This window comes from Photobacterium sp. WH24 (genome assembly GCF_019204055.1).
GTDB classification, from domain to species: Bacteria; Pseudomonadota; Gammaproteobacteria; order Enterobacterales; family Vibrionaceae; genus Photobacterium; species Photobacterium arenosum.
The window spans coordinates 219,244-235,751 of sequence record NZ_JAGSOZ010000004.1 but is presented as its reverse complement, the minus strand read 5'-3'; the positions used below and the strand labels follow the sequence as shown (position 1 = coordinate 235,751).

Annotated in this window: 12 protein-coding genes; 7 read left to right on the top strand and 5 right to left on the bottom strand. The window is 49.3% G+C overall.

Annotation, left to right across the window (positions count from 1 at the left end):
• Window positions 1–52: 52 nt before the first annotated feature.
• Window positions 53–604, bottom strand: a complete 552-nt coding sequence (locus tag KCG43_RS07280; protein ID WP_218384139.1) for a regulatory protein ToxS — start codon at window positions 602–604, stop codon at window positions 53–55.
• Window positions 589–1,491 carry a transcriptional regulator gene (locus KCG43_RS07275; protein WP_218384137.1) on the bottom strand — a complete coding sequence of 301 codons (903 nt, stop codon included), beginning with the start codon at window positions 1,489–1,491 and terminating at the stop codon, window positions 589–591. The genes KCG43_RS07280 and KCG43_RS07275 overlap by 16 nt, the downstream gene beginning before the upstream one ends.
• A gap of 175 nt (window positions 1,492–1,666) precedes the next feature.
• On the opposite strand from KCG43_RS07275, the gene htpG reads away from it, so the two are divergent.
• The 7 genes from htpG (at window position 1,667) to gnd (ending at window position 11,293) form a co-directional block, all read left to right on the top strand.
• Complete coding sequence (htpG, locus tag KCG43_RS07270) at window positions 1,667–3,565, top strand: molecular chaperone HtpG (RefSeq protein WP_218384135.1); 1,899 nt, start codon at window positions 1,667–1,669, stop codon at window positions 3,563–3,565.
• A gap of 168 nt (window positions 3,566–3,733) precedes the next feature.
• A complete protein-coding gene (gene adk / locus KCG43_RS07265; protein WP_027252658.1) occupies window positions 3,734–4,378 on the top strand; it encodes an adenylate kinase in 645 nt (214 codons plus the stop codon).
• A 189-nt stretch (window positions 4,379–4,567) separates the two neighbouring features.
• Window positions 4,568–5,536, top strand: coding sequence for a ferrochelatase (hemH, locus tag KCG43_RS07260; RefSeq protein WP_192015053.1), 969 nt, complete (start codon window positions 4,568–4,570; stop codon window positions 5,534–5,536).
• A gap of 121 nt (window positions 5,537–5,657) precedes the next feature.
• The gene (locus tag KCG43_RS07255) at window positions 5,658–6,959 is read left to right on the top strand and encodes an inosine/guanosine kinase (protein ID WP_192014827.1); all 1,302 of its coding nucleotides are present in this window, start codon (window positions 5,658–5,660) and stop codon (window positions 6,957–6,959) included.
• Between the two features lie 653 nt (window positions 6,960–7,612).
• Complete coding sequence (gene zwf / locus KCG43_RS07250) at window positions 7,613–9,112, top strand: glucose-6-phosphate dehydrogenase (protein ID WP_218384132.1); 1,500 nt, start codon at window positions 7,613–7,615, stop codon at window positions 9,110–9,112.
• A gap of 2 nt (window positions 9,113–9,114) precedes the next feature.
• Complete coding sequence (gene pgl, locus KCG43_RS07245) at window positions 9,115–9,840, top strand: 6-phosphogluconolactonase (RefSeq protein WP_218384130.1); 726 nt, start codon at window positions 9,115–9,117, stop codon at window positions 9,838–9,840.
• A 4-nt stretch (window positions 9,841–9,844) separates the two neighbouring features.
• The gene (gnd, locus tag KCG43_RS07240; RefSeq protein ID WP_192014830.1) at window positions 9,845–11,293 is read left to right on the top strand and encodes a decarboxylating NADP(+)-dependent phosphogluconate dehydrogenase; all 1,449 of its coding nucleotides are present in this window, start codon (window positions 9,845–9,847) and stop codon (window positions 11,291–11,293) included.
• A gap of 295 nt (window positions 11,294–11,588) precedes the next feature.
• Here gnd and asnB read toward each other — a convergent pair whose 3' ends face one another.
• The 3 genes from asnB to KCG43_RS07225 form a co-directional block, all read right to left on the bottom strand.
• Window positions 11,589–13,274 (bottom strand): asparagine synthase B, encoded by a 1,686-nt coding sequence (gene asnB / locus KCG43_RS07235; RefSeq protein ID WP_192014831.1) that lies wholly within the window; start codon window positions 13,272–13,274, stop codon window positions 11,589–11,591.
• 275 nt (window positions 13,275–13,549) lie between these two features.
• Entirely contained in the window at window positions 13,550–15,136 is a 1,587-nt protein-coding gene (locus tag KCG43_RS07230) for a cation:proton antiporter family protein (RefSeq protein WP_192015054.1), read from the bottom strand.
• Window positions 15,137–15,291: 155 nt separating this feature from the next.
• A complete protein-coding gene (locus KCG43_RS07225; protein WP_218384128.1) occupies window positions 15,292–16,506 on the bottom strand; it encodes an ROK family protein in 1,215 nt (404 codons plus the stop codon).
• Between the last annotated feature and the right edge of the window lie 2 nt (window positions 16,507–16,508).

Here is a 16,508-nt window from a genome sequence, read left to right as displayed (position 1 = left end):
CCATATTCTTGACCTGTTATGAATAACCGACGATTACCGTCGGTTTTTTTCGTTAAAGGTTGGCGTTCAGCACCTGAGAGCGGGTATTCAGTCCGGTTAACAGCACGGCTTTTTCACTCATGATATCAATCCGGTTACTTTGTTCCGCATTGAGCTGAAAATACTGGTTGATAGCGGTAATCTGCTTGTTGCTGAATGCGCTTTCATTACCTGTTTTCAGCTCATTAAAGTGCGTCGGCCGAATCTGCAGATAACCACCACTGACTTCCCACCGGCCATATTCAGTAATCGTCAGGTGAAGCTGGCCCTGCTCCTCATTAATCAGAGTCACCCGGGTTACCCGGGAATATGACTGGTTAGGCATATAGACAATATGGCTGGTTTCAATGACCTTTTTAAGAATTTCGAGCCCGGGCACCTCTGTTGAAGCCACATCTGTGACCGCGTAAGACTGCCAGTTATGCGAAGTAAGAAAACGGGAAATCTTATGGTCACTGCTGAAGAAATAGTAAAGGCTGCCCAGGGTCACCAGGCTTGTTAATGCAATGATGATGAACAAGTAATATCTGTGCGTTTTGCCCGGCTGGGTTAGTGTACTGAACATGGCAGATCCCTTTCTCTGTCAAGTGTCACTATCGTCAGTGTCATATTTTTCCGGTAATCAGCCCGCGTATAAATCAGATTAATCCACAGCTGATTATGCGCCCCGCCTGTGACAATGATTTTGGTCGGTGCTGCTGACGGCTTGTTGTCATTGTTCAGCATCTGGGCGGAGACACATTGCCTGATGAGTGGACGCCATTTCCCGGTAACCTCTACCTCACTGGGAATCAGCACGGGAATATCATTGATCATAAAGGCTTTATAGAAGGCGCTCGATGAAGGTGGCGGTGCCAGGTATGCCCAGAGCGGTAATACAATACACAGTATGAAGGTTGCCAGGGCGCTGATCATGTACCTGGGCTGGAAAAACCGGCGTGTTGCCGGGGCGTGCGTTATCTGTGTCGCTGGCTGTATACACGTTGTGTCAGGTGTATCCTCAGCCAGGCTTGCAGATACCGGAAATGGTTTGGGCGAATCAATGAAGCCATCATTGTTATCAGTCTGTACACCATTGGGGATATCGGCTGGAGGGGCAGGGGCTGCGTCAATACGATCGACACTGGCTATCATCTGATAACCGCGCTTGGGTATCGTCTTGATAAAGGCTGGCGAGCGGGTTGAGTCCTGCAGGTACTTACGCAAGGTTGAAATCGATTGAGTCAGGCTCGAGTCATCCACCTCAAACCCTTGCTCGCGCCAGATAAAATCATGCATACGCTGACGGGAGATTATGGTGCCCGGTTCATCCAGCAGCAAATGCAATGCCCGGCTTTCATTGATACCTAAATAAATGGTTTCTTCCGGCTGAAGATTGTCAGCCAGGCTGTTGTGTTGGGGGGAGAAAGTAAATCTGTTGCCAATCAGAAATTTACAATGCGTATGATCCATTACCAGCCTTTTGGTGACTTGTGACTCGTATATCATAGTCGTCCGACCGTTCATTGAATAGCTAAGATGCTGACTTGAGGGCAATCTTAGATTTTTTCACGCTAAGGCTTGATTTAAGTTGAACTGACCATATCTAGGTATCAGTAATGAGGTAAACCTGGATTACGGAGTTCAAATGAGCGAGCAAACTTTAGAGAAAAATAAAGAAACACGTGGTTTTCAGTCAGAAGTGAAGCAATTGCTTCATTTAATGATCCACTCATTGTACTCAAATAAAGAGATATTTTTACGGGAGCTGATTTCCAATGCTTCTGATGCGGCTGACAAACTGAGGTTTCGTGCCCTTTCAGCTCCTGAGCTGTATGAAAATGATGGCGAGCTGGCAGTGCGTTTGTCGTTTGATGAAAAAGCGGGCACTGTCACTATCAGTGACAATGGTATCGGTATGACCCGCGATGAGGTGATCGAGCACCTGGGGACTATTGCCAAGTCCGGTACTAAAGACTTTTTCTCGAAGCTGAGTGAAGATCAGAGCAAAGATTCTCAGTTGATTGGTCAGTTTGGCGTCGGCTTCTATTCTTCGTTTATTGTTGCCGATGCAGTGACTGTCAATACCCGTGCCGCCGGTGCGGCCGTCGAGCAGGCGGTAAGCTGGCACTCAACCGGTGAAGGCGACTATACGGTTGAGGATATCGAGAAAACGGGCCGTGGTACCGAGATCATTCTTCATTTGCGTGAAGAAGAAAAAGAATTCCTCAGCGAGTACCGCCTGCGCAATATCATCAGTAAATATTCAGACCACATTGGCATTCCTGTGCTGATGGAAACGGCTGAGCACGATGAGGAAGGCAAGGAGACCGGTAAAAAGTGGGAGCAGGTCAATAAAGCACAGGCGTTATGGACCCGCAGTAAATCTGATATTTCAGATGATGAGTACAAAGAATTCTACAAACACGTCTCCCATGACTTTGCTGAGCCACTGAGCTGGAGCCATAACCGTGTGGAAGGCCAGCAAGACTACACCAGTCTGCTGTATATTCCGTCCAAAGCGCCGTTTGACCTGTATAACCGCGACAGCAAGCACGGCCTGAAACTGTATGTTCAGCGTGTGTTTATCATGGACGATGCCGAGCAGTTCATGCCGATGTACCTGCGCTTTATGCGCGGTCTGATTGACTCGAATGATCTGCCGTTAAATGTGTCCCGTGAAATTCTGCAGGACAACAAGGTGACTCAGGCGCTGCGCAAAGCCTGTACCAAGCGTGCCTTGTCCATGCTGGAAAAACTGGCGAAGAAAGATGAGTATGCATCGTTCTGGCAAGAGTTCGGCCAAGTGCTGAAAGAAGGTGTGGCGGAAGATTTTGCCAACCGCGAGAAAATTGCCGGGTTGCTGCGTTTCAGTTCAACCCATAACGATACGTCTGAACAAAGCGTTTCTCTGGCAGATTACGTCAGCCGGATGAAAGAAGGTCAGGAAAAGATTTATTATATTACCGCAGACAGTTTCAAGGCGGCGAAAAACAGCCCGCACCTGGAGCAGTTCCGTGCCAAAGGCCTGGAAGTGGTGCTTATGTACGACCGCATTGATGAATGGCTGATGGGTCATCTGCCGGAATTTGACGGTAAGCCGTTCCAGTCAATTACCAAGGCTGGTCTGGATCTTTCTAAGTTTGAAAACGAAGAAGAGAAAGAAGCGCAGCAGCAGACAAAAGAAGAATTTGCTTCGGTTATCGAGCGCACCAAAGCCTATTTGGGTGATCGTGTGCAAGATGTCCGGGCAACGTTCAAGCTGCAGGATACACCGGCTGTGGTGGTGACGGATGAAAATGAAATGGGAACACAGATGGCGAAACTGCTGGCTGCGGCTGGTCACGAAGCGCCGGAAGTGAAGTACATTTTTGAGCTGAATCCGAAACACCCGGTAGTGAATCGTATGGCCGATGAAGCAGACGAAGATGCATTTGGCCGCTGGGTTGAGATGTTACTGGGGCAGGCGATGCTTGCTGAACGGGGTTCGATGGAAGATCCATCCCAGTTCCTGGCGGCAGTCAATAAACTGTTGGCGCAGCCATAATAAACCACGGGCGCAGAGGCAATCTGCGCCCGTTTTGCTTCAAAGAGTATGCTGATAAAGAATGTAATCGTTTAGCTTCCAGAGACGCGGACTTGCGAGTATGGTCTAATCAGTGTATTTTTCTGACTTTCCAAAAACTCCGGCTAATTACTAGAAAAGGGGATCAAGATGCGCATCATTCTTCTGGGCGCTCCAGGTGCAGGTAAAGGCACACAGGCACAATTCATCATGGAGAAATTTGGTATTCCTCAGATTTCGACGGGTGATATGCTGCGTGCGGCAATCAAAGCGGGTACTGAGCTGGGTAAACAAGCGAAAGCCGTGATTGACGCAGGTCAGTTGGTGTCTGACGATATTATTCTGGGTCTGGTCAAAGAGCGTATTGCTGAAGACGACTGTGCAAAAGGCTTCCTGCTGGACGGTTTCCCACGCACTATTCCTCAGGCTGATGGCCTGAAAGAAGTTGGCGTGGCAGTGGATTACGTCATTGAATTTGACGTTCCAGACAGCGTAATTGTCGAACGTATGGCGGGCCGCCGTGTACATTTGGCGTCAGGCCGTACTTATCATGCCGTTTACAATCCGCCGAAAGTGGAAGGTAAAGATGACGTCACTGGCGAAGAACTGGTTATCCGTGAAGATGACAAAGAAGAAACAGTTCGTGCACGTCTGGGTGTATACCATAATCAAACTGCTCCGCTGATCAGCTATTACAGCAAAGAAGCAGATGCTGGCAACACTACCTACATCAAAATTGATGGTACACAGCCAGTGGCTGATGTCAGTGCAGAGCTGGCAAAAGCTTTAGCTTAATCGAATATCAGTGATGTTCCACAGTCAATGCGATTAACCGAATCGGGTTAGCAGACTGTATGGTCAAAAAGCGGGAGGTTAACAGCCTTCCGCTTTTTTTATGCTGAAGACTGCGATACCCAGGGCAAATCAACCGCTTAATGGTACACTATCACTGTCATTGAATAACAAGATGAACTGCAGGTGATGATGGAGAATAAAGGCATTGGCGTACTCTTGGTCAATCTGGGTACACCGGATGAAGCAACCCCAGCGGCTGTAAAGCGTTTTCTGGGTGAATTTTTGAGTGACCCCCGTGTTGTCGATCTGTCTAAATGGCTATGGCGACCGGCGTTGTACGGGGCAATTCTTCCTATCCGTTCTCCTAAGGTTGCGAAACTGTATCAGTCGATTTGGCTTGAGGAAGGCTCGCCGCTGATGGTCTATTCGCAGCGACAACGCGACGCGCTGGAAGAAAGGCTGAACATACCGGTTGCACTCGGTATGACGTACGGTAACCCCAGTATTCAGTCAGCCTTGTCGATGCTCAATGATCAGGGTTGCCGAAAGGTGATTGTCTTACCGCTCTATCCACAGTATTCGCGCACGACTACCGCTGCTGTGTTTGATAAAGTGGCGCGCAGCCTTCAACAAACAGATTATCTGCCAGAGCTCAGGTTTATCAATCAGTACCAGGACCACCCTGGCTATATTTCGGCGCTTGCTGAATCGGTCACTAATGTCTGGGCCGAGCATGGAGAGCCTGACTACTTGTTGTGCTCGTACCATGGAATTCCAAAACGTTACGCTGATCTGGGCGATCCTTATCCCGAGCACTGTAACCAGACAACGGCACTTCTGGCGGAAGCGCTGGCGATGCCAAGAGAAAAGATGAGCATGAGCTATCAGTCAATTTTTGGTCGTGAAGAATGGCTGAAGCCCTATACCGAGCCAACGATTATTGAACTGGCAAAAAAAGGGGTTAAACGGCTGGATGTGATTTGTCCTGCGTTTTCAGTCGATTGTCTGGAAACCATCGAAGAAATCGCAGAGGGCTGTAAAGATGCCTTTATCAATGCCGGAGGTGAAACCTTCAACCTGATCCCCTGCCTCAATGATAACAGCACCCATATTGCTATGATGGAAACCCTGATCCGGCAGCATACCCAGGGCTGGTAACCTTTTCTTAACTTCTACATATATCATGATCTGGCTCGCACTTATTGTTTGGGCCATTTCTTCACTGAACTATATTTTGTGATATCATCCGCAAGTTTTTTCTACCCGGCAGCGCGATATCATGAAATTTCCTGGTCAACGTAAATCAAAACACTATTTTCCCGTCCATGCCCGAGATCCGCTTCTGACTCAGGCCAGCAGCAAACCGCTTGCGCGTACGCATGTCGTTGGCATAGACCAAACGCTGGTGGATATTGAAGCGTGTGTCGATGATGAGTTTCTGAGTCGCTATGCGCTGAGCAAAGGACACTCTTTGGTTATCGCCGAAGAGGCAGCAGAAGCACTTTATCGTGAATTGAAAGAAAAAGACCTGATTCGTCATGAGTTCGCGGGTGGAACGATAGGAAATACGCTGCACAACTATTCGGTACTGGCGGATGATAAATCCGTGCTTCTGGGCGTGATGAGCCAGGATATCCAGATTGGCAGTTATGCATACCGGTACCTGGTCAATACATCCAGCCGTATGGATCTGAATAACCTTCAGCCGGTGAACGGGCCGATTGGCCGCTGCTTCGCCTTGATCACGCCTGATGGTGAGCGGACGTTTGCCATTAACGAAGGCCGGATGAACCAGCTGGAACCAGACAGCATTCCGGAGTCGATCTTTGAGCGTGCTTCTGCGCTGGTGCTGACGGCATACCTGGTGCGTTGCAAAGAGGGCGATCCAATGCCGGAAGCCACCATGCGTGCCATTCAGTATGCCAAGAAATACGATGTGCCGGTTGTACTGACATTGGGTACCAAGTTTGTGATTGCGGATGATCCGCAATGGTGGCGCGATTTCCTGCGTGAGCATGTCACGGTTGTTGCTATGAATGAAGACGAAGCCGAAGCACTGACAGGATTTTCCGATCCATTACTGGCTTCTGATAAAGCCCTGGATTGGGTTGATTTTGTGTTGTGTACCGCGGGTCCTGTAGGTTTGTACACAGCAGGTTATACGGAAGAGAGCACTAAGCGAACGACCAGTCTGCCGCTGCTGCCTGGTGAGATTCCTGAGTTTAACCGCTACGAGTTTAGTCGTCCGATGACCAAAGCCGATTGCGAAACGCCTCTTCGGGTTTATTCGCACATTGCCCCTTATATGGGTGGGCCGGAGCGCATTAAAAATACCAATGGTGCCGGGGACGGCGCACTGTCCGCGCTACTGCACGATATGGCAGCGAACCGTTACCATAAAGAAAACGTGCCGAAATCCAGTAAGCACAGCTACGATTTCCTGGCCTATTCATCGTTTTCTCAAATCTGCCTGTATTCGAATCGCGTCAGTTACGAAGTGCTGGCTCAGCACTCTCCGCGTTTGTCACGAGGGTTACCCGAGCGGGAAGACAGTCTGGAAGAGGCGTATTGGGAACGTTGATATCCCCGATTCCGATGAAAAGCACAGGCTTTCATGTTTGTAAAAAACCGCCATTTTGGCGGTTTTTTGTTTTTCAGCCTTGGTAAGATCGGCATGATTCTGGGTTCAGAGTCACGGTTATATTCAGGCAAACGATTTCGTTTGATAGGTTTTGTTAATTACTTTCAGAAAGCCTACCAAATAAGGCGCTCAGCATATCGTGATGAAAACTGGCCGGTGAGGATGATTTTGCACTAAAGACGCGACGCGAAAAGTGTGCAGTATTGGCCTGCTTGCCATGATTTTTTTTCAGAAGGTAAAATATTTAGATTTTGATTTTTGCTCAACTTCGCGGCGTTTTTTTATGCTTTTCATGTAATTTCAGCTCAAGTCATTCGACAAAGCTAAGGTGGCTACCTGAAAATGGGCGGGCAGCGAGATATTTTATCCGGCCTTCATGTTTCAGTTTTTATGTCAGTTGATAGAATTAGCGGGATGTAACTTTGTGACAAATGCAGATATAGTGTGCTCCATCTTGGGGAACCCCACTTTCTGATAGGTATAACCTATCAAATTGAGAGGCCAGGACATCAGCACATTGTCGTTCTGAATGTTATGCTTTGCCGGAATTAGACCCGTCAAACTTGTATACCTGTTAGGGAAAGATAAAGAACATGGTCATACCTGAAAACAGCGATATTGTTATTTTTGGTGCCTCAGGCGATTTAACGTATCGTAAGCTTATCCCAGCGCTGTATCATCTGTATGTTAATCAGATGCTACCTTCTGATTTCTCTATCCTTGGCGTAAGCCGTACTGCAAACAGTGATGAGGAATACAGAGAAAAAGTCCGGGCTTCTCTGGTCAAAACCGAGAAGACGGATCCCGAGAAGTTGGCTGCATTTTGTCAGCATGTTGGATATCAGGCCATCAACACGTTAGATTGTGATGACTATGGTAAGTTGCAACAGCGACTGGAAGAAAAAGCCACTCAGTCTGTTGCTCCTCGTAACACTCTATTCTATCTCGCCACTCCCCCCAGCTTATATGATGTGATCCCGGCCAGTCTGGCTGCCCATGGTCTGAATGATGAAAGCACCGGCTGGAAACGACTGATCATCGAGAAGCCGTTTGGCTACGATTTGGAAACCGCTCAGGAACTGGATAAGAAACTGCACAAGCACTTCAAAGAAAGCCAGATTTTCCGTATTGACCATTACCTGGGCAAAGAAACGGTTCAGAACCTGCTGGTATTTCGCTTTGCTAACGGTATGTTTGAGCCATTGTGGAACCGTAACTTTATAGACTACGTTGAGATTACCGCAGCGGAATTCCTGGGTGTGGAAGAACGCGGTGGCTATTACGAAAACGCAGGTGCGGTTCGCGACATGCTACAGAACCATCTGCTGCAGGTTTTGGCCATGGTTGCTATGGAGCCGCCATCGGCTATCAATGGCAACGTAATGCGTGATGAAGTGGCCAAAGTGCTCAATAGCCTGCAGCCACTGTCTGAAGAAGATTTGCGTAAGAACCTGGTTCTGGGGCAATACACAGCCTCTGAATTACGCGGTAAAGAGCTTGCCGGTTATCGTGAAGAGCCAGGCGTTTCTGAAGATTCCCGTACCGAAACTTATGTCGGCCTGAAAGCCTTTATCAATAACTGGCGCTGGAACGGTGTACCGTTTTACATCCGAACCGGTAAACGTCTGCCAACGCGTGTCACCGAAGTGGTTATTCACTTCAAGAAAACGCCGCACCCTGTATTTGGTAAAGATGCGCCCGATAACAAGCTGGTTCTGCGTATCCAGCCTGACGAAGGCATTTTGATGAACTTTGCTCTGAAACGTCCGGGCGCAGGATTCAAAACCCAGGAAGTGGCGATGGATTTCCGTTACGACGAACTGGTTGACAGCAATGTGCTGACAGCCTACGAGCGTTTGCTGCTGGATGCCATGGCCGGTGACTCAACCTTGTTTGCACGCAGCGATGCGGTTGAGGCTTGCTGGCGTTATGTTCAGCCGATTCTGTCATTCAATCAGGATCCGCATGCCCTGTTTGGTTATGCTTGTGGTACCTGGGGGCCGAAAGAAGCCGATGAACTGCTGGCCAGAGATAATCGCCAGTGGCGCTTCCCGTGTTCAAACCTGACTGATACCGAATACTGCGAGTTATAATTATGACTGATCTTAAAATTCATGCTGATGCGCAAGCCGTGGTTAAGAGCCTGGCTGACGACATGATGGCTATCAGCCAGCAAGATAAGCCTGTGCATATTTCGCTGTCAGGTGGTAGCACACCTAAACAGTTGTTTGCCGCTTTGGCCCAGGCACCGTATGCCGAAGGTGTTAACTGGCAGAATCTGCATTTCTGGTGGGGCGACGAGCGTTGCGTTGCACCGGATGATGCAGAAAGTAACTATGGTTGTGCCCAGGCACTGTTGTTTGATCACGTTGCAATCCCGGTAGCCAATATCCACCGCATCCGTGGTGAAGATCAGCCTCAGGCCGAAGCCAAGCGTTTCGCTGAAGAAATGGCAGCGGTGATTCCGGCTGAAAACGGATTACCTGTTTTTGACTGGATTTTACTGGGTGTCGGCGAGGATGGTCATACTGCGTCTCTTTTCCCGGGACAGACTGACTATGATGAACCCGGTTTAAGCCTGGTTGCGCCTCATCCGCAAAGCGGTCAGTTGCGTGTCAGCAAATCAGCCCGTCTGTTGGAAGCGGCAAAACGAATTTCTTATCTGGTTATCGGTGCGGGTAAAACCGAGATTGTGGCAGAAATCCACTCTCAGCCAGCCGATAGCCTGCCTTACCCGGCCGCCAAAATTCAGGCTCGCCAGGGTAAGACCGAATGGTATTTGGATGCACTAGCAGCCAGTAAGTTAGCGATTGGAGAATAAATAAATGAAAGGTGATATTGGTGTAATCGGCCTTGCCGTTATGGGCCAGAACCTGATCCTGAACATGGATGACCACGGTTTTAAGGTCGTTGCGCATAACCGTACAGCTGCCAAAGTCGACGAATTTCTGAATGGCCCGGCTAAAGGCACTAAGATCCAGGGCGCTTACAGCCTGCAGGAGCTGGTAGACAAGCTGGAAGCCCCTCGCAAAATCATGCTGATGGTACGTGCCGGTGATGTGGTCGACAGCTTTATCGAGCAACTGATCCCGCTGCTGGACAAAGGCGACATCATTATTGATGGCGGTAACTCTAACTACCCAGACAGCATCCGCCGTGTGGATTACCTGAAAGACAAAGGTCTGCGTTTCATCGGTGCGGGTGTCTCCGGTGGTGAAGAAGGCGCACGTTTCGGACCTTCTATTATGCCTGGCGGCGATGCGGAAGCATGGCCATTCGTGAAGCCGATTTTCCAGGCGATTGCGGCTAAAACTGAGCAGGGCGAGCCTTGCTGCGACTGGGTTGGCGAGTCAGGTGCCGGTCACTTTGTAAAAATGGTTCACAACGGTATCGAATACGGTGATATGCAGCTGATCAGCGAAGCGTATCACTTCATGAAAACCGGTCTGGGTATGACCCACGAAGAAATGGAACAGACGTTCCGTGACTGGAATGAGACTGAGCTGAACAGCTACCTGATCGAAATCACTGCTGATATTCTGGCCTACCGTGATGAAGATGGTGAGCCACTGGTTGAGAAAATCATGGACTCGGCCGGCCAGAAAGGCACGGGTAAATGGACAGGCATCAATGCGCTGGACATGGGCATTCCGCTGACACTGATCACTGAATCTGTGTTTGCCCGCTGCCTGTCTTCGCTGAAAGGTCAGCGTGAAGAGGCAGAGAAGCTGTTTGGCAAAACAGTCGAAGCTGTTGAAGGCGACAAAGCAGAGTGGCTGGACGCAGTACGTCACGCACTGCTGGCCTCTAAGATTATCTCTTATGCACAAGGCTTTATGCTGATGCGTCAGGCGTCTGACGACAACGGCTGGAATCTGAACTACGGTAACGTTGCTCTGATGTGGCGCGGTGGCTGTATCATTCGTTCAGCTTTCCTGGGCAACATTCGTGATGCATTTGAAGCGGATCCTTCACTGGCGTTCCTGGGCTCGGATCCATACTTCAAAGCAATCCTGGAAAACGGCATGAAAGCATGGCGTAAAGTGGCAGCTAAGTCACTGGAAATTGGTCTGCCAATGCCGTGTCTGACATCTGCACTGACCTTCCTGGATGGCTACACCACTGCGCGTCTGCCGGCAAATATGATTCAGGCACAGCGTGACTACTTTGGTGCGCACACCTATGAGCGTATCGACCAGCCACGCGGTCAGTATTTCCATACTAACTGGACGGGCACTGGTGGCGATACTGCCTCCACAACCTACGACGTATAATCGCAGCACGCTGTTCTACGGTTAATCGACAAATAAAAAAGGAGCCTTTGGCTCCTTTTTTATTTGTGCTATCCAGCTTTTCAGCGCTTTGCTGCCTGCGCATCAGGCCGTCATGCCGCTGTTAGCTTGTGGGCACCGTTGTAACAGATACAGTGTGGACAGACATGATCTGACGGGGGACGTGCGGGTGATAAAAAGGGGAAAGGGGCCTTCCTGGCCCCTTTTTGTTGCCTTTGCGTGCGGAGATAAGGCAGGCAAAGGCGGACGCGCTCTTGGATGGAGTAACGCTCGGTAATTAAGCCTTCTGATAGGCTTCGTTGTGGACGGCAGCAACCGCACGACCAGATGGGTCAGCACTGTTTTTAAAGCTCTCATCCCATTCAATGGCTTTGGCACTGGAGCAGGCGATAGACGGGCCACCCGGCACACATTTAGCGGCATCTTCCAGCGGGAACAACTCTTCAAAGATTTCACGATAGACGTAGGCTTCTTTGGAGGTTGGTGTGTTGTAAGGGAAGCGGAAACGGGCAGTTTCCAGCTGCTGATCCGTCACTTTCTCTGCGGCGACTTCTTTCAGCGTGTCGATCCAGTTGTAACCAACACCGTCAGAGAACTGCTCTTTCTGACGCCATGCCACAGATTCAGGCAGCATGTCACCAAAGCACTCACGGATAATGTGCTTTTCCATTTTGCCGTTGCCGCACATCTTATCCTGCGGGTTGATGCTCATAGCGACTTCCAGGAACTCTTTATCCAGGAATGGCACACGCGCTTCAATCCCCCAGGCCGCCATGGATTTGTTGGCACGTGCACAGTCGAACATGTTCAGAGCCAGCAGCTTACGCACTGTCTCTTCATGGAATTCCTGCGTGTTAGGCGCTTTGTGGAAATACAGGTAACCCCCGAAGACTTCATCAGCCCCTTCGCCAGACAGTACCATTTTGATACCCATGGCGCGGATTTTGCGTGACATCAGATACATAGGTGTGGAGGCGCGAATCGTTGTGACATCGTAGGTCTCAATGTGATAAATCACATCACGAATCGCGTCGAGGCCTTCCTGAACCGTATAAGTCAGCTCGTGATGTACCGTGCCGATATGATCGGCCACTTTTTTCGCGGCTTTCAGATCCGGTGCGCCTTCCAGACCAACGGCAAAAGAGTGCAGTGTTGGCCACCAGGCATCAGATTTTTCGTCATCTTCAATACGGCGGGAGGCAAACTGCTTGGTAATTGCTGAAATCACCGAGGAATCCAGACCACCCGACAGCAGAACACCGTAAGGCACGTCTGTCATCAGCTGGCGCTTCACTGCGTTTTCCAGCGCTTTTTTCAGTTTGTCTTTGTCTGTTTTCGCATCACGAACCGCGTCATACTCCATCCAGTCGCGTTTGTAATAGCGTACAGGTGCCTGAGCCGGTTCGCCTTTCTTGCTCCACAGGTAATGACCCGGAGGGAATTCGCTGATGGTTTTACACACTGGCACCAAAGCTTTCATTTCTGACGCTACATAGTAGTTGCCGTGCTCATCATGACCATGATAGAGAGGGATGATGCCAATGTGGTCACGACCAATCAGGTAAGCATCCTGTTCTTCGTCATACAGAATAAATCCGAAGATACCGTTCAGGTAGTCGAGTAATTCAGGGCCTTTCTCTTTGTAAAGCGCCAGAATAATTTCGCAGTCAGATTCAGTCTGAAACGGGTAGTCGGCAGCCAGTTCAGCACGTAGGTCTTTGTGGTTGTAGATTTCGCCATTGACGGCCAGTACATGGGTTTTGTCTGTGTTGTACAGTGGCTGCTCGCCGCTGTTCAGGTCCACAATGGCCAGACGCTCATGAACAAGAATGGCTTTGTCTGACGAATAGATGCCTGACCAGTCTGGACCACGGTGACGCATTTTCTTTGACATTGCCAACGCGGTTTCACGCAGGGCAGATGGGTCACTTTTTATATCTAAAATCCCGAATACTGAGCACATACTGACTACTCCAACATAAAGTTAAACTTGGGAAACAAAGCGATTAAAAAAGGGTTTATTATTTTATCCCTGAGCTTTTGTTTCGTTCTGATTGTTAAAATTGCGTATTCAACAAACAAAAGCAACTAAAAATCCCATATCAATGTAATAAACTCACCTTTGGTGAATATTATTTAATTAAATTGAGTTTAACCGAATGAAATCTTAAATCAGGAGGTTTTTGGACCAAATACTGAACGGCAACTTTCGCTGCCGTGCAGTAATCTTGGGGTCAATTAAAAGGATTTGATGTCGGTAGTCACCGACTCGCAGACATGGCGAGCAAAACCGTTGCCAGCTTCACGATAGATATTAAAAGCGGCATCGACGCCCAGCTCTCTTAAGGTCGCTTCTTCATCTTCGTAGCGGGCGATAGCGGCAATCTTTCCTTTATAGCCAAGTTGCCTGATTTGCTCGAGAGCGAACGCATTTGCCTGGCTGTGCGGCATGGCCAGTAGTATTAACCGCGTCTGATGGCGAGAGACCACCCGGGCCCAGAAGTCTGGGTCGGTCGCATCACCGAGAATGACGTGGCGGCCTTCTTTGGCATGTTCTTCCACAGATTCTTCCCGGTTTTCAATACCGACGACTTGCGGACCAAAGCGGCGGATCATTTCTTCATAAGCTCCGGTACCAATTCGACCCATGCCCAGAATAAGGATCTGTTTATTGCCTAAGTCAATCAGCCTGTCATTGCTGTTGAGCTTGTCCGGCTCAAATTCTTTAAGCCAGCGGGTACTTTCCATATAGATACGATGGCTGAAACTGTTCAGCGGCGCTGATAACAGGAAAGAGAGCGACACGGCGATAGCGATAGCGACAAGAAAATCTCCCGGTAACCAGCCCAGGCTGTAGGCGAGCCCTGCGACAATCAGTCCAAATTCGCTGTAGTTAAAGAGTGTTAAAGTGCCGAGAAGCGAAGTACGTACCCGAAAATGGAAGCAATGGAAAACCAGGTAGTAAAGTAAACCTTTTAACGGCAATAAGGCCAGCAGCAATATCGCGAGCCAGAAGCCTGTCCACGTTGCAGGCTCGGCCAGGCCAATGTTGAGGAAGAAGAAAACCAGCAGAAGCTCTTTGAGGTTAAACAGTGATTTGGACAGCTCAGAGGATTTAGGATGGGCCGCCAGCATCATTCCCATTATCAGTGCGCCGAGATCGGCTTTCATGCCAACAAAAGTGAACAAACCGGCACCGGCAACAAGCGCCAGGAAAATGCCGTACAGTACCAGCATTTCACCATGACCGGCTTTATCCATAATCTTAAACAATGAGGGACGCAGCAGGGGCAATGCGAATAAGGCCAGTGCGGTGATCTCTGGTAGCTTTCCGGTTGATGCCGTAAGAAATATAACCGCGAAAATATCCTGCATGACGAGAATACCTATGGCGATAGTGCCGTAGGTTGCGTTCAGCTCCCCTTTTTCCTGCAGCGCCTTGATGGCAAATACTGTGCTGGAAAAAGAGAGGGCAAAGCCCAGCAAAGCGAGCTGTGTTAGCTCTAGCTCGCTAAAGATACCTAAACCGAGCTGCTTTAAACCGAACAGTGCCAGCGTAAAGATAAGGGTAGTGAGCAGGTTATGTATTGTGGCGCCGGCCCACACCTCTTTTTGTAGCAGGGTTCTGACATCAAGCTTTAGCCCGATGCAAAAAAGCAGAAGGGTTACGCCCAGATCAGCGAGTGTATCAATAACAGGTGTGGAGGCGTAACCGAATGAATTTAAAGTAAATCCTGCCAATAAAAATCCAACTAGTGGCGGGAGCTTGGCACGCAGTGCCAGATAGCCGGCGAGAAACGCGGCGATAATGTAAATCAGATCCATCATGAAATGTGATTTCCAGACTATTGATAAGCGTTGGTATTTCAATTAGTTGCATTGATGGGGGAATATAGCACAGGGCATGTCTGTGGCGATACATGCCCTACAAAAAACAGGGTTTTTGAGAGGTCAGCCGGGAAGGGGTTCCCGGCGTAGAATTAATCTTCCAGCAGGCGCTGCAGCAGAACGCCATTTAACATGGCACGTTTGATCATGGAAAATGCACCAATAGTCGGCTGCGTATAGAGTTGAGACTCAACGATAGGTAACGACTGGTGGAAGGTTGACAGTGATTGGGTTTCAACACATCGGCGGATTGCGGGAAAGATAATGTCCTTGGCTAAGGTGATATTCCCTGCCACAACGATTTTCTGTGGGTTGAACAGGTTAATTGTCATCGCCAGGGCTTTACCTAGCTGGTAGCCCACTTTGACTAAGGCCTGGGTTGCCAGCTCATCACCCTGATTGGCTGCCTCGCAGATAGCAGGCATAGTGACATCTTCGAGTTTTTGCAGGCTGCTTGGGTAACCTTGTGCCAGGAGCGCTTTAACATGGCGAATAATCGCCGGATCGGCGGCAACAGTTTCCAGACAGCCAAAGTTACCGCACTGGCATTTATCACCGAGTGGGTCAATCTGAATATGGCCGATTTCACCGACGTTGCGGTTATAACCAAGAAATACCTGGCCATTGACGATAATGCCTGCTCCTGTCCCACGGTGGACACTGACCAGAATGGAGTCGCGGCAGTCCTGGCTGGCGCCAAAATAATGCTCAGCTAATGCCAGCCCGCGGATATCGTTACCGACAAAGCAGGAAACGCCATATTTATCAGTAATGATATCTGCAAGAGCCAGAGAGTCGACCGAGATGTTGGGCATGTACTCGACAATGCCTTTTTCCGGGTCAATCAGGCCTGGAAGGGTAATGCCAAAAGCAATCAGCTCTCTCAGAATGGTCTGATTGGCACCGATAAACTGCCTGATATGCTCAAGTAAGCCATCAACCAGTTCTTGTTGATTTGAGTAGGGAAAGTGATGAGCTGTGCCAGCCAGACTCTTACCACCTAAATCGTACAGGGTCAGTTCGATATAATCGCGGCCCAGACGGACAGCGACAGAGTGAAAGGGAGCTGCTTCTGTTGTCAGCGAGATGGCTCGTCGGCCACCGGTTGAAGCCTGCTGTGCGACCTCTTTAATGAGGCCGCGTTCCAGCAATTGGCGGGTTATTTTGGTCACGCTGGCCGGGGCTAATTGACTTACGTCTGCCACTTGTATGCGAGAAATTGGGCCTTGCAAGTCAATGAGTCGGTAAACCGCTGCACTATTCAGCTGTTTTACCAGGTCGACATTACCGATTTGTCCGCCATTCATAG